The sequence below is a fragment of the Parapontixanthobacter aurantiacus genome (assembly GCF_009827635.1).
Lineage (GTDB): Bacteria > Pseudomonadota > Alphaproteobacteria > Sphingomonadales > Sphingomonadaceae > Parapontixanthobacter > Parapontixanthobacter aurantiacus.
The window spans coordinates 156,859-172,549 of the sequence record NZ_WTYW01000003.1; the positions used below are offsets into that span (position 1 = coordinate 156,859).

Consider the following 15,691-nt stretch of genomic DNA (forward strand, 5'->3'; position numbering starts at 1 on the left):
ATACAAATGCCGATCTCGAAAGCCGACATTCTCCAAGTGCAAGGCAGACTGTTCGCGTAAGGCTTTTGACAACACCAGATCAATGATCTAGCAGTTTGACTTCGGGCACTTATTCCGGCGCCCGGTAAGGCAATGCGCCCAAGTCCGGCTCGATGAGCTGTGTGCGAAGGACGCGTTGATGAATTCTCCCGCTAATTCAGGTTCCGTAGAACAAACTCCGATCCCGTTTTCCGAAGGGGTGCGTGTCTGGGCGCGCGTGGCCGCGTTGAGCTTTGGTGGACCAGCGGGCCAGATCGCGGTGATGCACCGCATTCTAGTCGATGAAAAGCGCTGGATCGGGGAGAACCGGTTCCTGCATGCGCTCAATTACTGCATGCTCCTGCCCGGACCGGAAGCCATGCAGCTTGCCACCTATATTGGCTGGTTGCTCCACGGCGTTCGCGGTGGCCTCGTCGCAGGATGCCTGTTCGTCCTTCCCGGCTTCCTCAGCATTATGGCGCTTAGCGTGCTCTATGCCAGTTTTCAGGAGGCCAGCTTCGTCCAGGCGATTTTCTTCGGCATTAAGGCGGCGGTGCTCGCCATAGTCATCGAGGCCCTGCTGCGCATCGGGAAAAGGGCATTGAAAACTTGGCCCATGTATCTGATTGCCGCCGCAGCCTTCGTGGCGATATTCGCATTCAATGCACCTTTCCCGCTGATTATCGCGGCCGCCGCGCTGGTCGGTTTTCTTGGAGGGCATTTCGATCCTGCACGGTTTCTGGTCATTCGCGCCCGTGAAACGACCGAGGACGGGGAGAGCGAGCCGGAAGCCGTGCTTCATACAGGCGGTATGGCGAAAGCGCAGCCTACATGGCGCGGAGCAGTCCGCACGGCCTTGATCTGGGGCAGCATCTGGGCAGCTCCCATAATTGCGCTGATCCTTCTTGTTGGCCCAAATCACGTGTTCACGGAACTGGCGGTTTTCTTCTCCAAGCTCGCGGTCGTGACATTCGGGGGCGCGTATGCCGTGCTGGCCTATATGGCGCAGGAAGCCGTGCAGACGCATGGCTGGCTTGCCCCCGGTGAAATGCTCGATGGGTTGGGCATGGCGGAGACCACGCCGGGTCCACTGATCCAGGTCGTCCAATTCGTGGGGTTCATGGGGGGATATCGCGAAGCAGACATGTTAGGCCCGGTGGTTTCGGGCATCGCGGCTTCGGTCATCGTCACGTGGGTCACGTTCGTGCCGTGCTTCCTATGGATTTTCCTTGGTGCGCCATTTATCGAAAAACTGCGCGGCGTGAAGCTTCTGACAGCGGCGCTTTCGGCGGTGACGGCAGCAGTCGTCGGTGTGATCCTAAACCTTGCCATCTGGTTTGCGCTGCACGTTGCCTTCGCACGGCTTGACGAGGTTCGAGGTTACGGCGCACGCCTGCTCGTGCCGGACTTCGCCACGATCGACGTCGCCTCCGTCGTCATTGCCGCTGCGGCCCTGATCGCCATGCTGCGCTTCAAGATCGGGATGTTGCTCGTTCTCTTCGTGAGCGCACTCATTGGGTCGCTGTATTACCTCGCAATGATGGCTGGCACCTGAAATCACATCCAAGGAGAACTAAGATGAAGCAATTACGCAGAACATTGTTCGTCGGCGGCTTGGCTCTATCGCTATCAGCGATGTCGGCGGCTCTTCACGCGCAGGATAATCTCGGCAATCTCGAGGCACTGATTTTCGAGGCATCGCACTCGGAGGTCACCATGACCGACGATGGGGTCGCACGCATCGGTTGGACGCGCGCCGACGTGCCGGTGATGGTCGACGGCATGCGCCTCGATCCCCCGGCAGGTCTCGGCTCATGGGCTGCCTTCAAACCCGTCGATGGCGGAGTGATGGTCATGGGCGACACGGTCGTATTCGAGGATGAGATAACAGCCGCGATGGACGCTGCCCTCGCCAACGGGTTGACCGTCACCGCGCTGCACAATCATTTCATATTCGACGATCCGCCGGTCTATTTTATGCATATCGGCGGGCATGGGGAAACCGCCAAGATGGCAGCGGGTGTAAAAGCCGTCTGGGATGCCATCAAGGAAGTGCGCGCCGCCTCGCCGACGCCGCAGCGCAGTTTCGGTGGCATGACGCCGGATGCAAACGGCACGATCGAAGCCCTGGCGCTGAGCGAAATCTTGGGCACCGAGCCAAGCATCGCCGATGGTGTCGTGAAATACACCTTCGCTCGCCAAGGCCGCATGCACGGCGTTGAGATCGGTGGTTCGATGGGGCTTACGACCTGGGCGGCGTTCTCGGGCACCAACGACCTTGCCGCCGTGGATGGTGACTTCATCATGACCGAGGACGAAGTCCAGCCCGTGCTCCGCGCACTGCGCGAGCGGGATATCCATATCGTAGCATTGCATAACCACATGATCGGCGGTGAACCGATGTTTTACTTCCTCCACTACTGGGGAGTGGGTCCAGCAAAAGAGCTTGCAGCGGCGATTGCTGCTGCCCGTAACGCACAGGCCGAAACCGGATAGGCGCAACCATTCCGATAAAAATCAGTAAGGCAGCGATCGCTTGCACCTCATTGCGACAGGCATTGTCTTCGAAATGGCAGGGAACGTGAGTTATGTCGCTAGCTGGTGGGCTTGTCTTTGAATGCGATGTGGATGGGACACGGCGCCGCGATTTGAATCGCGACCGGATTGTCCGTTTTCTTAGGAAAGCTCCCGAAACCAGACTGTCTCGAAGCGGCCCAGAACTCGCCACGATATGGCAGCTAAACTACCGGCGCCCGAAACCAAGCCGGTCAGACGATTCATACGTCGGATTGGTTCACGGGAATTCTGGTCACTTTCACTGGCCGGGAAATGGGATGACATTGGCGCTATCAAGAAAGGTCGCCATACCTTCATCAGCGACTACCTGCTCGAACGCCCTGAATGCCGCGTCATCATCTGCGAACTGGGCATCCCAAACGATCGAGGTACCCTTCTCATTGACGACTTCGAGGGTCCATTGACCTTCGTCCTCCAGACGAAAAATGTTCACCTCGACAGAAACCCCATCTTTCGATTGGCTACCCGATAGGCCGGAAGTGACAAGGTTAGGGTCGCGTTTGCTCATATACTGCTGGATATTGCAGAAGGGCATCCGTGTAAATCGCATCGACGCCGCACAAATGACCGGCGAATTTTGCCGGCAATGTGGCGGGGCATGTCTGGTGTAAAATAAGAGAGGCTACTGGCCGAGGCAGAAACCCAACGGACCGTCAGCTTTGCCCTGTCCGGAGCTTCACAGCCGACATTCCGGAAACGGCCCAAAAATGGCTGGCCATCAACGTGCCTTTACAGCAGTTACACTCGGCAGAAGCGGTTAAACCCACAAGCAGCCGTTGCTTCGACATCAAATCGAAATGACAGGACCGGCGGGCGCGCCCTATTTCGCGGCTAGAAGCGTGAGCTTATGGATCTGAGGCGGCTCGGCGAACAAATCTTCCGCCTTTTCCATTAGTGCAGCAGCCACTTTACCGTCGAGATGAGCCTGTCGATCCTCCTCAGTGTCAAAGGTATCGAAGATGGCGTAAGCGCCGGGGCCTTCTTCGATCGCATACCATGTCAGCGTGCCGGGCTCGTCTTGCACGAGCGGGAGTGCCGACTTGAGGAAAGCAGCGATGTCACTCTCCCTGCCGGGTTTGGCCTTCAAAGGCACGTAAAGAGCTAGTTTGGGCATGATCACCTCCTAGATGGTGCGGCCGGGTAAGTCGGCCAACGCTATAACGAACAAGTAGGTCGAAAGGGGCCCGCGCGCCGACCATGCATTTTGAAAACGGGGGTTCAGTGTCGGCAACCCGCACTGCGCTTAGAACCGGCGCGGAGGTCACTGCAATCACGGACATAAGGGCGATCACATTCAGCGCGATGCCGCAAATGAACGTCCGCTAAGTCCATTCCGCTGCCAAAACCGGTCAGTCCGAAATCGGCCCCAATTCCGCCGCTTCAAATTACAAGCGAATTGGGTAATCAGATTGGACACCTTCACTGATCGCACTCCAAGCTGGACACACGCCAAACCAATCCTTGCACCTTGGAATCGGGAGGTTCAGTGTGTCGCAATGCAAACGCCAGAGTGCGCCACGAAACTCCGATTTGTGCTTCCCCCGCGCTTCCCCGGAGCAACCGACAGAGCGGGGAAGCAGAATTCGCCAACTTGCGATCCGCTTAAGCGGTTCAATTTTCTAAAGAAAAATGGAGCGGGCGAGGCGATTCGAACGCCCGACCCCAACCTTGGCAAGGTTGTGCTCTACCCCTGAGCTACGCCCGCTCACTGACGCAACCGGGCCGCTATGAATCGGCGAAGTCCCGGTGAGGAAGCGGGCAATTAGCAGCGAGGCGTATATGCGGCAAGGACAAAATTGGCTTTTCGCGCGCGCCGCCATGCATGCTATCCGCGCCCTTCACATATCCGCCCGAACGCCCACATAGGACGCATCCGGACAAAGACACGACAGGAGCAGCACTTGGCAAGCATGGGCCTCAATCTCGACGAGCAAAAGGCGGTAGAGAAGTTCAAGACCGAGGTGGTCGAACCCTCGATGACGAACCTCGTCATCCTCGACTTCTATGCCGACTGGTGCGGCCCGTGCAAAGCGATCGCGCCGATGCTCGAAAAGGTCGCGACCGACTACGCCGACAAGGGCGTGGTCCTCAAGAAGATCGACGTCGATGCCGAACAGTTCATCGCTTCGCAGTTCCAGGTTCAATCCATCCCGACGATCTACGCGATGTTCCAGGGCCAGCCCGTCGCCGACCTGACGCAGGCGCGGTCCGAATCGCAACTGAAGCAAGTGCTCGATCAGTTGCTCGAAAAGCTGCCCATCGACGGCGGCTCGGGCAACGGCGCAGCACCCGGACAACCGAGCAAGGAAGATATCGACCGCTTCGTCACCATGGGCGAGCAGGTCCTGGCCGATGGCGATGCCGAGCGGGCCGCAGGCATCTTCGCCCAAGTGGTCGACATGGCGGCAGACAACGCTTCTGCCCATGCCGGCCTCATTCGGGCGCTGGTCCTTGCCGAGCGTCTCGATGAAGCCCGCGCGATTCTCGAACAGGCAGAGACGAACCCGGCGGTTGCGACCGATCCGGCCATCCAGCAGGCCCGCACCGCGCTCGAGTTCGCCGACAACAAGCCCGACGAAGGCGAGTTTGCCCGGCTCCGCGAAGAAGCCGAAGCCAATCCGGACGACATGGATAAAGGCCTAGCCTACGCCGAGGCCGCCTTCGCAGCGGGCAAGCGCAACGAGGCCGCCGACAAGCTTCTCTCCATGATCCGGGCCGACCGCGAGTGGAACGAGGGAGCCGCCAAGGCGAAGCTGTTGCAGTTCTTCGAGGCCGCTGGGCTGGAAGACCCCTGGACGGTGGAGAACCGGCGTCGGCTGTCGCGCATCCTGTTCGGATAAGCGGTGCGACTGTCGATCTTCCCACTCACGGGCGCGATCCTGTTTCCCGGATTGCAATTGCCGCTTCATCTGTTCGAACCGCGCTATCGCGCTCTCGTCAGCGATGCCCTTGCGCGCGACCGGCGAATTGCGATGATCCAGCCGCAGGCACGGCAGGAAGGCGCGCCCCTCTATTCCGTGGGATGCGTCGGGCGGATCGGCGAGTTCGAGGCAATGGACGACGGCAGGTACAATATCGTCCTACAGGGAGAGAGCCGCTTTCGCATCAATCGTGAGCTCGATGTGACGACGCCGTTCCGGCAGGTCGATGCAGACCTGCTGGAAGACGATCACGACGAGGCCTTGTCCAGCGTCGAGCGGGCGGGCCTCGAAAGCGAGGCGCGGCTCTTCGCCGAAGCGCAGGGTTACCGTGTCGACTGGGACTCCGTCACCCGGCTTGACGACATGACAATGGTGAACGGCATCGCGCAGATCGCGCCGTTCGATGCCGCGTCAAAGCAGGCACTGCTGGAGGCGCCGGATCTCGCGGCGCGTTGCGAGTTGCTGGTCCAGCTCATGCAATTCTTCGGACTGCATGACGGTGACGACGAGGGCCGCGTCACCTTGCAGTAGCGACCGGCGTCTCGCATCATTTCGTCCTCGTCAGACGCCGAAACTGCCCCGCAGACCATCGATCACATATTGTGCCGCCAAGGCTGCGAGAAGCACGCCGAGCAGGCGCGTGATGACCGCTTCCACCCGATCGCCGAAAATCCGCATCAGTGGTCCGGCAGCAATGAGCGCCAGCATCGTCAGGATCAGGACGGAGGCCAGCGCCCCGAGCACTGCGAGGGATTGCTCGGTCCCGCGGGCATTGTTCATCAGCAGCATGATCGCGGCGATCGCGCCAGGACCGGCCAGCATCGGCATCGCCATCGGAAAGACCGAAACGTCCTCTACCTCGGGCGTTGCCGCTACTCTTTCGGCCCGTTCTTCCCGCCGCTGCGTGCGTTTTTCGAAAACCATTTCGAACGCGATAAAGAATAGCATGAGGCCGCCCGCAATCCGGAAACTGTCGAGTTCGATGTGCAATGCCGACAGGAGTTGCTCTCCGAACAGGGCAAAGCCCAGCAGGATAGCGCTCGCGATAAGGCAGGCGCGGATCGCCATGCTGCGCGCTTCGGCCGCGCTCGCATCCTTGGTCAGCCCGGCATAGATTGGCGCGCAGCCGGGCGGATCGATGACCACGAACAGCGTGACGAAAGCGGAGATGAAGAGTTCGAGCATTGCGGGTATCGCGTCAATTCTCAAGCGGCTCTGGCGCGGTGAATGACAGCGCCTGCTGCCATGCGCCATCGACGATCCAGTCGACGGTAACGCTGCGTTGCTGAGCCGGTCCGTGCTGCCAGGTCCAGCGAAGCGTCCGGTCGTCGGACAGGGTAGAGCTGACTTGCGCGTTTGCGGGCGTTGTCAGCGCGGGCGGCGCAGGTATCGTCGTGCCGCGCGTCGCGCATTGGCTGACATTGCCCTCGACCATGTTCATTGCCGTAACCACGATGTCGTTTTCGCCGATGGCCGGCTGTTTGGGGGGAGCGACAGGTTGGGGATTGTCCGGCGCTCCGAAATCGTAGGTGTAGAGATATTCTCCGTTGGGCTGCCGCTCCCAGACGGTGACGAAGTCGCCTACGATGCCGCCCGGCTCGCGAAAACGCCCTTGGCTTACTGCAAGCGATCCGTCGCAGCTCATCCAGATCGCGCGCGGCTCCCACCGCACCGCTTCGTCCGGGTCGTCCTGACTGGCTAGCCATGGCTCGGCCACGATCGGTCCGTTTCGCCCATGGATAAGGGCATTGGGCGCAGCGAATTCCCGGAAAGCCGTCCACTGTCCATCGTCGCGTGCGGCGCGGGCAAAGGCGATTTCGCGGGCGATAATGCGGCTCGGCTGCGCTTCTCCGGTCGCACCGGCCAGGGCGCGGTTGATGACGCGGTCGGGTATGCGCGGCTCGCGACTTCCGGCGCAGGCCGACAGGGCAAAGGCCAGCGAAAGAAGTGCGAAATAGTGCTTGATCATGGACCGTCCCTAGCCCCTCGCCCCCACCTTGTCGAAGGCGATGTCGTCAAAGGTCGCCAGGAACATCCAGACCGGCATTGCGATGCGCGGCGACCAGCGTGTTGCGCAGCAGGACGGCTATGGTCATCGGTCCGACACCGCCGGGAACGGGAGTGATCGCGGCAACCTTTTCCGCTGCTTCGTCATAGGCGACGTCGCCGACCAGTCGTCCCTTCGTCATACCGGGCTCCGGCGCAAGGCGATTGATCCCGACATCGATCACGGTTGAGCCCTCCTTCAGCCAATCGCCTTTGACCATCTCGGGTCGCCCGACGGCAGCCACGACGATGTCCGCCCGGCGTACGACTTCGGGTAGGTTTTTGGTTCGGCTGTGCGCGATCGTCACGGTCGCATTCGCATCGAGTAGCATTTGCGCCATCGGCTTGCCGACGATGTTCGACCGACCGATCACGACCGCGTCGAGGCCGGACAGATCGTCTCCCAATCGATCGATCAGCATCATCATGCAGCCCAGCGGAGTGCACGGTACGAAGCCCGGCTGCCCGACGGACAGCCGCCCGGCATTGATGACATGAAACCCGTCGACATCCTTGTCCGGATCTATCGCAGCAATGACCGCCTGCTCGTCGAGGTGATCCGGCAAGGGAAGCTGGACGAGGATGCCATCGACGGCTTCGTCCTCGTTCAGCCGCTCGACAAGTTCGAGAAGCGTCTTCTCATCGACATCTGCAGGCAGCCGATGCTCGAAGCTGTTCATATTGGCGGCTACCGTCGCCTTGCCCTTGGACCGGACGTAAACCTCGCTCGCCGGGTCCTCACCCACGAGAACGACGGCCAGCCCGGCCTTGCGTCCCGCCTGCTGCTCGAATGTCACGGCGAGTGCACCGACCCGCTCGCGCAGATCGGCTGCAAAAGCCTTTCCGTCGATCCGCTCTGCCTTGCTCATGTATCGGCTACGCCAGGCTCGAGAGGATGATGACGATACCATTCAGCAGCAGGATCAGCACCAGCGGCGAGAAATCGATCGATCCCGTTGCGGGCAAGAACCGCCTTATGGGTTTCAATAGCGGCTCCAGCAGCGCGTTGATCGAATTGAAGACCTGCGCAAGAAACTCGTTGCTGCGATTGATGACGTTGAAAGCAAACAACAGGCCGATCACGAACTGGATGATGACCAGCATGACGATCACGTTGATGATCATGTTGAGAATACTGATGAGTGCGATCATGAACGACTTGCCTCGATTGGTATGATTGCGAACCGGTCGCAGCAGGTGACGATGGCGACCGGTCGATGGAGGGGTACGGGAAATGGTGTGTTGAGGATATAAGACGCTTTCGCAAGTTTGCCAAATCGAACCTTACGTGTTTTCCGCCCGGATAAGGGTACCCGCCCCCCGCGAAGTAAAGAACTCGAGCAGCATGGCATGGGCCACGCGGCCATCGAGCACGACCGCAGCCTCACAACCCGCATCGACCGCCTCGATACAGGTTTCGAGCTTCGGGATCATGCCGCCCTTGACGATGCCGTCATCCGTCAGCTTGCGGATGTCGCTCGGCGTCAGATCGCTGAGGAGATTGCCGTCCCCGTCGAGCACTCCGGGAACGTCGGTCAACAGGAACAGGCGCGCAGCCCCCAATGCTCCGGCGATGGCGCCTGCCATCGTATCTGCATTGATGTTGTAGGTATGTCCTTCGCCATCGGCGCCGATCGGCGCAACGACCGGGATCATGCCGCTGGCACTCGCCGTTTCCAGCAGTGTCGTATCGACTTCGGCAGGTTTTCCCACGAAGCCCAGGTCGATCGCCTGTTCGATGAGACTGTCCGGGTCCTTCACCGTGCGCTCGACCTTTTCGGCGCGAACGAGATTGCCATCCTTGCCCGATATGCCGATCGCCTTGCCGCCCGCCTGTGCGATCCAGCCAACCAGTTGCTTGTTGATCGCCCCCGACAGGACCATTTCCGCAATTTCCGCCGTCTGCTTGTCGGTAACCCGCAAGCCATCGACGAACTCGCTTTCGACGCCGAGCTTCTTCAGCATCGCGCCGATCTGAGGTCCTCCGCCATGAACCACGACGGGATTGATGCCGACCGCTTTCAACAACACGATATCCTCGGCGAAGTCGCGCGCCGCCCGCGCATCGCCCATCGCGTGGCCGCCATATTTCACGACGAAGGTGCGCCCCGCATAACGCTGAAAATAGGGCAGCGCCTCGATCAGCACTTCGGCCTTCGAGCGCAACGGGGTTTCGGGCTTGCCAGTCATGCGCCCGGCGCATAGCGGCTTGGCTTCGCGTTAGGAAGTGGGCAAGAGACCCCTCGATGACGTTCCGCATCCCCCCGGCCCTGCTTTCTCCCGCTCTTCTGCTGCTTGCCGCATCGTGCAGCGAGCCAGCGGAGCAAGCTGAGACCGGCATGCCCGCCGAGGAAGAGGTCGACGCGCCGGGCTTCTGGACAGCACTTTCCAGCCATTGCGGGCGCACCTATTCCAGCCAGATGGCGCAGGCGTCTCCGACGATCGAGGCACCGGTCACGCAAGGCGACATGCTGATGAGCATCACGCAATGCAGTGATACCCGGATCGTCATGCCGTTTTACACGCAGGACGAAAGGGGCGACTGGCTACGCGCCCGGCAATGGATCTTCGCCCGCGACGAGACGGGCGGCCTCGCCATGCGCTACGAACGCCGGCGACAGGATCGCTCGGGCGATACCGTCACCCTGTTCGACGCCGCCGAGGCCTCCGGCAACGCCGCGGTTTTCGAGCGGCGTGGCTGGTCCGAAAGGGCAGCCAATAGCTGGCGCATCGCGGTCGATCCGGCAGGTAAGGACGACGCACAGATCGCCTATGAATTGGCGGACGCGCCCGGTCGTCCCTATCGCATTACCTTCGATGCGAGCCGCCCCGTTCCGCTTCCCCCGATCGCGGAGGCGCAAACGGGCCGGCAGGGCCTCTCGCAAAAACCCTGACCGGCCCACGGGCGCTGGGCAGGCACTTGGCCTGCCCGCGTCGAACTATCGTCGTTGATGGACCTTCGTGTAGTTGGTCGACGACGCTGCCCGGTCCTCGCGATAGATCGCGTGACCGTCCTGCAGGTCGAGATGGTCGACCGAAACGAGCCGGCCGTCATCCATCCTCACGGCGAGCACATGCTCCGCCTCGCGATCGACCAGCATATCCTCGATCCGGCCATATTCGTCGCCGGTCGCGGAGCGCACGGGCCAGCCGCGAATGTCCTGATTGTCATGGACGAGATGCCACTTGTCGAGCGAATCCAGTTCTTCGAATCTCTTGTCGTGCTTCACGATACAACTCCTCCGTCCGCTACGCTTACGCGGCTTGCATAGATATAGGCCTCGTTCGTGCCTTCGAGATCTTCACGCACGCCTTCCGGCATTTCCGACAGGTCGAGCGAGCGTACATCACCCGTCAGCGACACGGTCGAGCCGGGGTTCACGTCGATGCGCCCTTCCGTCGGCGTATCGGGCGTCGGTACCTGGTCGAAGCGCACGAGCGTTTCCTCTGCGCCTTCGCCGATGGTGAAGCCCATGTCGCCCACGAGACGGTTCACTTCGACACCGTCGAGCTGAATTTCCTCGCCGATCCGCGTGCCGAGCGTACCCAGTGCGGCCATGCCGAGCGGTCCTTCGGCCACGTCGACCGTATCGGTCGCCACGATGTCCGTCTCGAGCGGCTCCACTTCTTCTTCATCGGCTTCCGAGACCAGCCACCAGATGAGCGCAATGATGCCGGCCAGCAGCAAGAGCCACCAGATCCAGCTGTTCGATTTCTTTTCTACGGGAATTTCCGCCACCGAATGTCCTCCTGTTTTGACGTCGCGGCGCATGCATGCCGCCTGTCAAACCAAGGGGTAGCCACCATGCCCCGTTCCCATATAATAACTTATATCAAGATATTTTGTTCGTTCTTTCAATTCGTTACCTGTTTGCAGCTTTCGGCCATCGCCCCCAAAGCTCCCGCGACGCCCCCCGCTGCGGTGGAACGCAGAACGGCGCTCTATCACCTGTGACCTTCGTCCCACCCGCCATCCTCCGCATCCGCCATGCGCAAGGCCCGGTCGAGCTGCGCGAGATGCTGGAGAAGCGCGGAATTGTCGGGTCTTCGCGCGCTCTTCACGTAACGCCCGCGATACATGATGGTGACGATCAGCCCGTGTTCCGCGCGATAGCGGGCAGGCAGGTCCGTGACTTTCGGTGACGCCTCCTGCGCAGGATCGCAAGACTTCGGGCGTTTGCCGAGCGCCGCATCCCATGCCCGCGCGAAACTCGCCGCCCCCTCGCGCGCCCGCAGGCGATAGGCGCCTTCTCGCGCCATCGAGACCGCCTGCGCCGCTGCCGCGACCGAGCGCGTCTCGGCCAGATAGCCGATAAAGGCGGCCTGCCGCTCATGCGTCCAGCCATCCTTGCGCCCGCTCACCGGGACCGGATGGAAGGCGGGGATACGGCGGCGGCGGATCGGAAAGGGCGGCGGCAACGGGGGCGGATAGCGTTTCATGGCAAGCGAAACACGATGCCGCGCGCCGGGCGTGTAGGAAAGGAGTAGCGCACAGCATCCGTGATGTTAAGAATGGCGCAATGCGCAAACCCGCCCTTCCCGCCGCATCAGCGGCGTTCGTCTCCGTCCTCCTTTCGGCCTGTGCAACCATGGACGGTTCGCCGACCCTGCCTGCCTCGCAGGAGTCGTTCTGGGACAATCTGACGAGCCACTGCGGCAGTACCTACGCGGGCGGCCTCGCCAGTTCCGATCAGCGCGACGTGAATTTCGAAGGGCGGCGGATGTTCGCCCATTGGGCGGAGTGCAGCGGCAACCGCGTCGCCATTGCCTTCCATGTCGAGGACGACGACGCACCCGGCGGCTGGGATCGCAGCCGCACCTGGATCATCACGCGCAGCGCGGACGGCCTGCGCTTGAAGCACGACCATCGCCACGCGGACGGCAGCGAGGATGCGGTGACGCGATATGGCGGAGACACGCTTTCGACCGGAACCGCACGCATACGGGACTTTCCGGTGGACGCCTTCTCGCACGCCCTGTTCGAGCGCGAGGGACTGGACCAATCGCTCACCAACGTCTGGCGCGTAGAGGTTTCCCCGGCAAGTGCGCCGGGAGCAATGTTCGCCTACCAACTGACGCGCCGAAACGACCCGACGCGGCTGTTCCGGGTGGAGTTCGATGCAAGCGAGCCAATGGCCGCACCGCCGCCCGCGGGGGGCCAGATAAACTGATCCGGCGGGGCACTCGCCCCCCTAATCGAACAGTTCTTCGAAAAAGCTCTTCTTGCGCTTGTGCGGCTTGCGATAGCCATGGCCGTAGCCCGAGTGACCGTGGCCGCCTTGCTGCGCGTGGCTGGGCGCGGCGGCTTGCCGGGGGCCGGGCTCAGGCACGCTGCGCTCGATAATCTTGTCGAGTTCGCCGCGGTCGAGCCATACGCCGCGGCACTGCGGGCAGTAGTCGATCTCGATCCCCTGCCGGTCGCTCATGGCCAGGGGAACGCTGCACACGGGACACTGCATGGCGGATACTTCAGATTGGCTGCGCATGGAATTCCTCTCCTTAATCTCTCTTTCACTGGAGATGGGCTTCGGCTTAAAATCTATCAAGAGCGGCTGCTGTCGGAGACGGGGCGTGAGCCGCGATCGCTCCGTTCCCTCACGTGAGTGGCCGAGGTTTATGACCCGGTCTTTCCCCCACCCTTCACACGGGTGGGGTCGCAAGTTCAATCCTTGCCGCGCCCACCATAAATGTCCTTGAAATATAGGGAATTTTTGGAGCCGATTTTTCGTCCGCGACCCATTCCCGCGGAACATTGCGGGAAAATGCGGCTCGTTGCGACCTGGCTTCGTACAAATGTCGTACACTGTCAGCCCTCCTTTTTCAGCTTGAGTTTGGTCCGCCGTTCAGCCTTCCGTTGGCCGCGACGGAGCGCGCGATTGATCTTGTCTTCAGCCTCTTCCACGTGGGTGTACGCCTTTCGCATCAGGTTGATGTCTTCCCAGCCACCGTGATGGGCGGCCGCATTGGCATCTACACCTTCTCGAACATTCATCTCCTGGCCAAATGCATGCCGACCCGCAGTATGAAATGGGATGAAGCGAATTCCCGCATCAGCGCAGGCCTTTCTCCATAATTTCAAGGGGCCTGACCGGCCCGCGTATCCGAACAGGCGAAGATTTTCTGGTACCCTTGGCCAACCGCGAGGATATTCTGGAGTTAGCGCCAGCAGCTCTTCCATCAATTCGGGCGGAACGGCAATCCATCGATCTTCGGTCCCTTTCGCTGCTGGGATGCAAACTTTTCCTTCAGCAGCATCCACATGCTTGTGTGGATGCATTGAAATTGTTTGTGAAATCCGCCCGGCGGTCGCGAACATCATCAACGCAAGAGTTGCGATTTTTGGTGGGGCATGTTCTCGGAATTGAAGCAGCCAATCCCAATCTGCCGGAGGATATTTCTTTCGGCCCGTGCTACCCCGCTTTTTATCCTGGGCGACCTTCTCAGCCTTAGTGTAACCGCGAATCCGATACACTGTTCCGTCGCTGTCATCATATAAGTTATTAACGACAGCGCGCACGGGCGTGATTATCTGGCGCGTCCAGGTCGCCGTCGATGCCATCGGATAGATCTTCTCTCCCAGCTTGCGGACTAGCGATGGTTTTAGGTTCTTTATCTGGATCGCGCCAATTTCTGTAAGGATGGGGATGAGGTAGGTCGCTTCCTTTGGCTTCGCAGTGTATTTTAAGACTGCATCTGCGAACGTCAGATCGGGCGCCTTCGGACCAAGCTCCTCTTCCCCAGCGGTTTCGCCATTCAGATGGCGGTTCAGGACTCGTTTTTCTTCCTCACGACACCATTCCCACGCGCCTGCCTCTTCAGATGCTCTAGTGCTTTTGCGGTAGTAGCCTGAGATCGCGGTACCACCGTATTCGATCGTTCCCCGGACCCACCATTTCCCTTTACGCTTATAGACCTCGAGCGGCATCGGTTTGAACTTTCAGAGATAAGATCCAAATTTTCCGGTGTGATCAAGACAGTCCGGCCCATCTTCCGGAAGGTACCAAGCTCGACGGCTCGCTCCCTCAGCCACCGAGCCGATATCTTGATGCCTCGCTCGGCGAGTTTTTCCACCCATTCTTCGGCGGTAAGCGCGCGGCTCAAATTTGGGCAGGATTCAATCATCGCCCTCGCCCCGCGCTTTCACTTCAGAGACTGGTTCGACCATCTCGCGAGCAATGTATTCGTCCACGGCATTCACCGGGAGGAGGTACCTGGTGCCGATCCGAATGTACCTGAGGTGCCGGTTGTCGATTAGGGTTCGGATGCGTTTCTCGGCCCATCCGGTCCGTCGCGCCAGTTGCCGCGGACTGATCAGTTCAACAGCGTCAAGCGTAGACATTTGGACCTCCTGGTGCACAAAGCGGTATAAATAGGAACGCGAATCGTCATTAGTGAACATTTGTGCATAAAAAGGGAACATTTGTCCAGTTGATAAATGCAGCTGCCATCGGTGGTCGAATGTTGGAGACCCGGAAAGATCACGATCTTCCGCAGAGTAAGGTAGCGGCGTTGCTGCATATCTCAGATCGCGGATACAAAAATTATGAGACCGGCAAACGCGAGATACCGCTCTCCGTCGCTCTGGCTTTCTGCGAACGTTTCGGCATTTCATTCTCATGGCTCGTCACAGGAACGGATTGCCTTCATCCTGACGATGTCGGCGTGGCCGTCGGCGAACTGGTTTCGGAGATCTTCGCCGAGTCCTCAAAAAGAGGTTTGCAACTGACCCCCACGCAGGCTGGCAAGATCGGTGCTTACATCTTCAAGACATGTCACACGAACCGGACCTCACCCAACCAGGAAGTCGCGGCGGTATTTGAACTGATGGGAGAGGATTGATGGCGCGTCTATCGGATCATGAGGAACTCGAGAGGCAGCTTAGTCGATTGGCGAATTTCCTCCGTGTCACGGCCATAAGTTTCCTGGGAATTGCGATTATTGCTGCCGCGACGGATCGCAGTGTACTTGGCGGCGATCTAGGACTCTATCATCTTGTCTTGGGCTGTTTGGCAGCTTCAGGCGTGGCCTTGGGATATGCCGGACACCGTGTCGCACGGTTACTTCTATTGGGTGATGTGAAATCGACTCCCATTTCGCTCAACCAGATCGATGATTGATTTCAATCCGCA

General features: G+C 60.1%; 21 protein-coding genes and 1 tRNA gene. 8 read left to right on the forward strand and 14 right to left on the reverse strand.

Going from position 1 to position 15,691, the window contains the following annotated elements; all coding sequences use genetic code 11:
* The first annotated feature begins 178 nt into the window (after positions 1–178).
* Both chrA and GRI38_RS11135 read left to right on the forward strand, forming a co-directional pair.
* The gene (gene chrA / locus GRI38_RS11130; RefSeq protein WP_202389964.1) at positions 179–1,573 is read left to right on the forward strand and encodes a chromate efflux transporter; all 1,395 of its coding nucleotides are present in this window, start codon (positions 179–181) and stop codon (positions 1,571–1,573) included.
* Between the two features lie 44 nt (positions 1,574–1,617).
* Positions 1,618–2,514: a DUF1259 domain-containing protein gene (locus GRI38_RS11135; RefSeq protein ID WP_237487512.1), complete on the forward strand. Its 897-nt coding sequence runs from the start codon at positions 1,618–1,620 to the stop codon at positions 2,512–2,514.
* 319 nt (positions 2,515–2,833) lie between these two features.
* Here GRI38_RS11135 and GRI38_RS11140 read toward each other — a convergent pair whose 3' ends face one another.
* The 3 genes from GRI38_RS11140 to GRI38_RS11150 form a co-directional block, all read right to left on the reverse strand.
* Positions 2,834–3,103, reverse strand: coding sequence for a hypothetical protein (locus GRI38_RS11140; RefSeq protein WP_160683802.1), 270 nt, complete (start codon positions 3,101–3,103; stop codon positions 2,834–2,836).
* A 312-nt stretch (positions 3,104–3,415) separates the two neighbouring features.
* Entirely contained in the window at positions 3,416–3,709 is a 294-nt protein-coding gene (locus GRI38_RS11145; protein WP_160683805.1) for a putative quinol monooxygenase, read from the reverse strand.
* Positions 3,710–4,225: 516 nt separating this feature from the next.
* Positions 4,226–4,300 (reverse strand) — tRNA-Gly (locus tag GRI38_RS11150).
* A gap of 205 nt (positions 4,301–4,505) precedes the next feature.
* Here GRI38_RS11150 and GRI38_RS11155 point away from each other — a divergent pair.
* Positions 4,506–5,435 (forward strand): tetratricopeptide repeat protein, encoded by a 930-nt coding sequence (locus GRI38_RS11155; RefSeq protein WP_160684326.1) that lies wholly within the window; start codon positions 4,506–4,508, stop codon positions 5,433–5,435.
* 3 nt (positions 5,436–5,438) lie between these two features.
* Entirely contained in the window at positions 5,439–6,047 is a 609-nt protein-coding gene (locus tag GRI38_RS11160; RefSeq protein ID WP_160683808.1) for an LON peptidase substrate-binding domain-containing protein, read from the forward strand.
* 30 nt (positions 6,048–6,077) lie between these two features.
* Here the strand turns inward: GRI38_RS11160 and GRI38_RS11165 are convergent, their stop codons facing one another.
* From GRI38_RS11165 to argB, 5 genes are all read right to left on the reverse strand, one after another.
* On the reverse strand, positions 6,078–6,701 hold the full coding sequence (locus GRI38_RS11165; protein ID WP_160683811.1) for a MarC family protein: 624 nt from the start codon (positions 6,699–6,701) through the stop codon (positions 6,078–6,080).
* Positions 6,702–6,714: 13 nt separating this feature from the next.
* Positions 6,715–7,485: a hypothetical protein gene (locus GRI38_RS11170; protein WP_160683814.1), complete on the reverse strand. Its 771-nt coding sequence runs from the start codon at positions 7,483–7,485 to the stop codon at positions 6,715–6,717.
* A gap of 46 nt (positions 7,486–7,531) precedes the next feature.
* The gene (gene folD / locus GRI38_RS11175; protein ID WP_160683817.1) at positions 7,532–8,431 is read right to left on the reverse strand and encodes a bifunctional methylenetetrahydrofolate dehydrogenase/methenyltetrahydrofolate cyclohydrolase FolD; all 900 of its coding nucleotides are present in this window, start codon (positions 8,429–8,431) and stop codon (positions 7,532–7,534) included.
* Between the two features lie 7 nt (positions 8,432–8,438).
* Entirely contained in the window at positions 8,439–8,714 is a 276-nt protein-coding gene (locus tag GRI38_RS11180; protein WP_160683820.1) for a YggT family protein, read from the reverse strand.
* Between the two features lie 132 nt (positions 8,715–8,846).
* Positions 8,847–9,752, reverse strand: a complete 906-nt coding sequence (gene argB, locus GRI38_RS11185; protein ID WP_160683823.1) for an acetylglutamate kinase — start codon at positions 9,750–9,752, stop codon at positions 8,847–8,849.
* Positions 9,753–9,808: 56 nt separating this feature from the next.
* Here argB and GRI38_RS11190 point away from each other — a divergent pair, with 56 nt between their 5' ends.
* Positions 9,809–10,456: a hypothetical protein gene (locus GRI38_RS11190; RefSeq protein ID WP_160683826.1), complete on the forward strand. Its 648-nt coding sequence runs from the start codon at positions 9,809–9,811 to the stop codon at positions 10,454–10,456.
* Positions 10,457–10,501: 45 nt separating this feature from the next.
* Here the strand turns inward: GRI38_RS11190 and GRI38_RS11195 are convergent, their stop codons facing one another.
* The 3 genes from GRI38_RS11195 to GRI38_RS11205 form a co-directional block, all read right to left on the reverse strand.
* The gene (locus GRI38_RS11195) at positions 10,502–10,792 is read right to left on the reverse strand and encodes a PRC-barrel domain-containing protein (RefSeq protein ID WP_160683829.1); all 291 of its coding nucleotides are present in this window, start codon (positions 10,790–10,792) and stop codon (positions 10,502–10,504) included.
* A complete protein-coding gene (locus tag GRI38_RS11200) occupies positions 10,789–11,334 on the reverse strand; it encodes a hypothetical protein (protein ID WP_160683832.1) in 546 nt (181 codons plus the stop codon). The genes GRI38_RS11195 and GRI38_RS11200 overlap by 4 nt, the downstream gene beginning before the upstream one ends.
* Before the next feature lie 173 nt (positions 11,335–11,507).
* The gene (locus tag GRI38_RS11205) at positions 11,508–12,002 is read right to left on the reverse strand and encodes a hypothetical protein (protein WP_160683835.1); all 495 of its coding nucleotides are present in this window, start codon (positions 12,000–12,002) and stop codon (positions 11,508–11,510) included.
* 80 nt (positions 12,003–12,082) lie between these two features.
* Between GRI38_RS11205 and GRI38_RS11210 the strand changes: the two genes are divergently transcribed.
* Positions 12,083–12,733, forward strand: a complete 651-nt coding sequence (locus GRI38_RS11210; protein WP_160683839.1) for a hypothetical protein — start codon at positions 12,083–12,085, stop codon at positions 12,731–12,733.
* A 21-nt stretch (positions 12,734–12,754) separates the two neighbouring features.
* On the opposite strand, the gene GRI38_RS11215 is transcribed toward GRI38_RS11210, so the two are convergent.
* The 3 genes from GRI38_RS11215 to GRI38_RS14365 all read right to left on the reverse strand — a co-directional run bounded on the left by GRI38_RS11215 (position 12,755) and on the right by GRI38_RS14365 (position 14,982).
* Entirely contained in the window at positions 12,755–13,048 is a 294-nt protein-coding gene (locus GRI38_RS11215; protein ID WP_160683842.1) for a TFIIB-type zinc ribbon-containing protein, read from the reverse strand.
* A gap of 320 nt (positions 13,049–13,368) precedes the next feature.
* Positions 13,369–14,487, reverse strand: coding sequence for a tyrosine-type recombinase/integrase (locus tag GRI38_RS11220; protein WP_160683845.1), 1,119 nt, complete (start codon positions 14,485–14,487; stop codon positions 13,369–13,371).
* A 189-nt stretch (positions 14,488–14,676) separates the two neighbouring features.
* Positions 14,677–14,982, reverse strand: coding sequence for an excisionase family DNA-binding protein (locus GRI38_RS14365; protein ID WP_419880271.1), 306 nt, complete (start codon positions 14,980–14,982; stop codon positions 14,677–14,679).
* Here GRI38_RS14365 and GRI38_RS11230 point away from each other — a divergent pair.
* Together GRI38_RS11230 and GRI38_RS14150 are read left to right on the forward strand one after the other, a co-directional pair.
* Complete coding sequence (locus GRI38_RS11230; RefSeq protein WP_160683851.1) at positions 14,964–15,401, forward strand: helix-turn-helix domain-containing protein; 438 nt, start codon at positions 14,964–14,966, stop codon at positions 15,399–15,401. The genes GRI38_RS14365 and GRI38_RS11230 overlap by 19 nt on opposite strands.
* 47 nt (positions 15,402–15,448) lie before the next feature.
* Positions 15,449–15,679 (forward strand): hypothetical protein, encoded by a 231-nt coding sequence (locus GRI38_RS14150; RefSeq protein ID WP_237487513.1) that lies wholly within the window; start codon positions 15,449–15,451, stop codon positions 15,677–15,679.
* Positions 15,680–15,691: the final 12 nt, after the last annotated feature.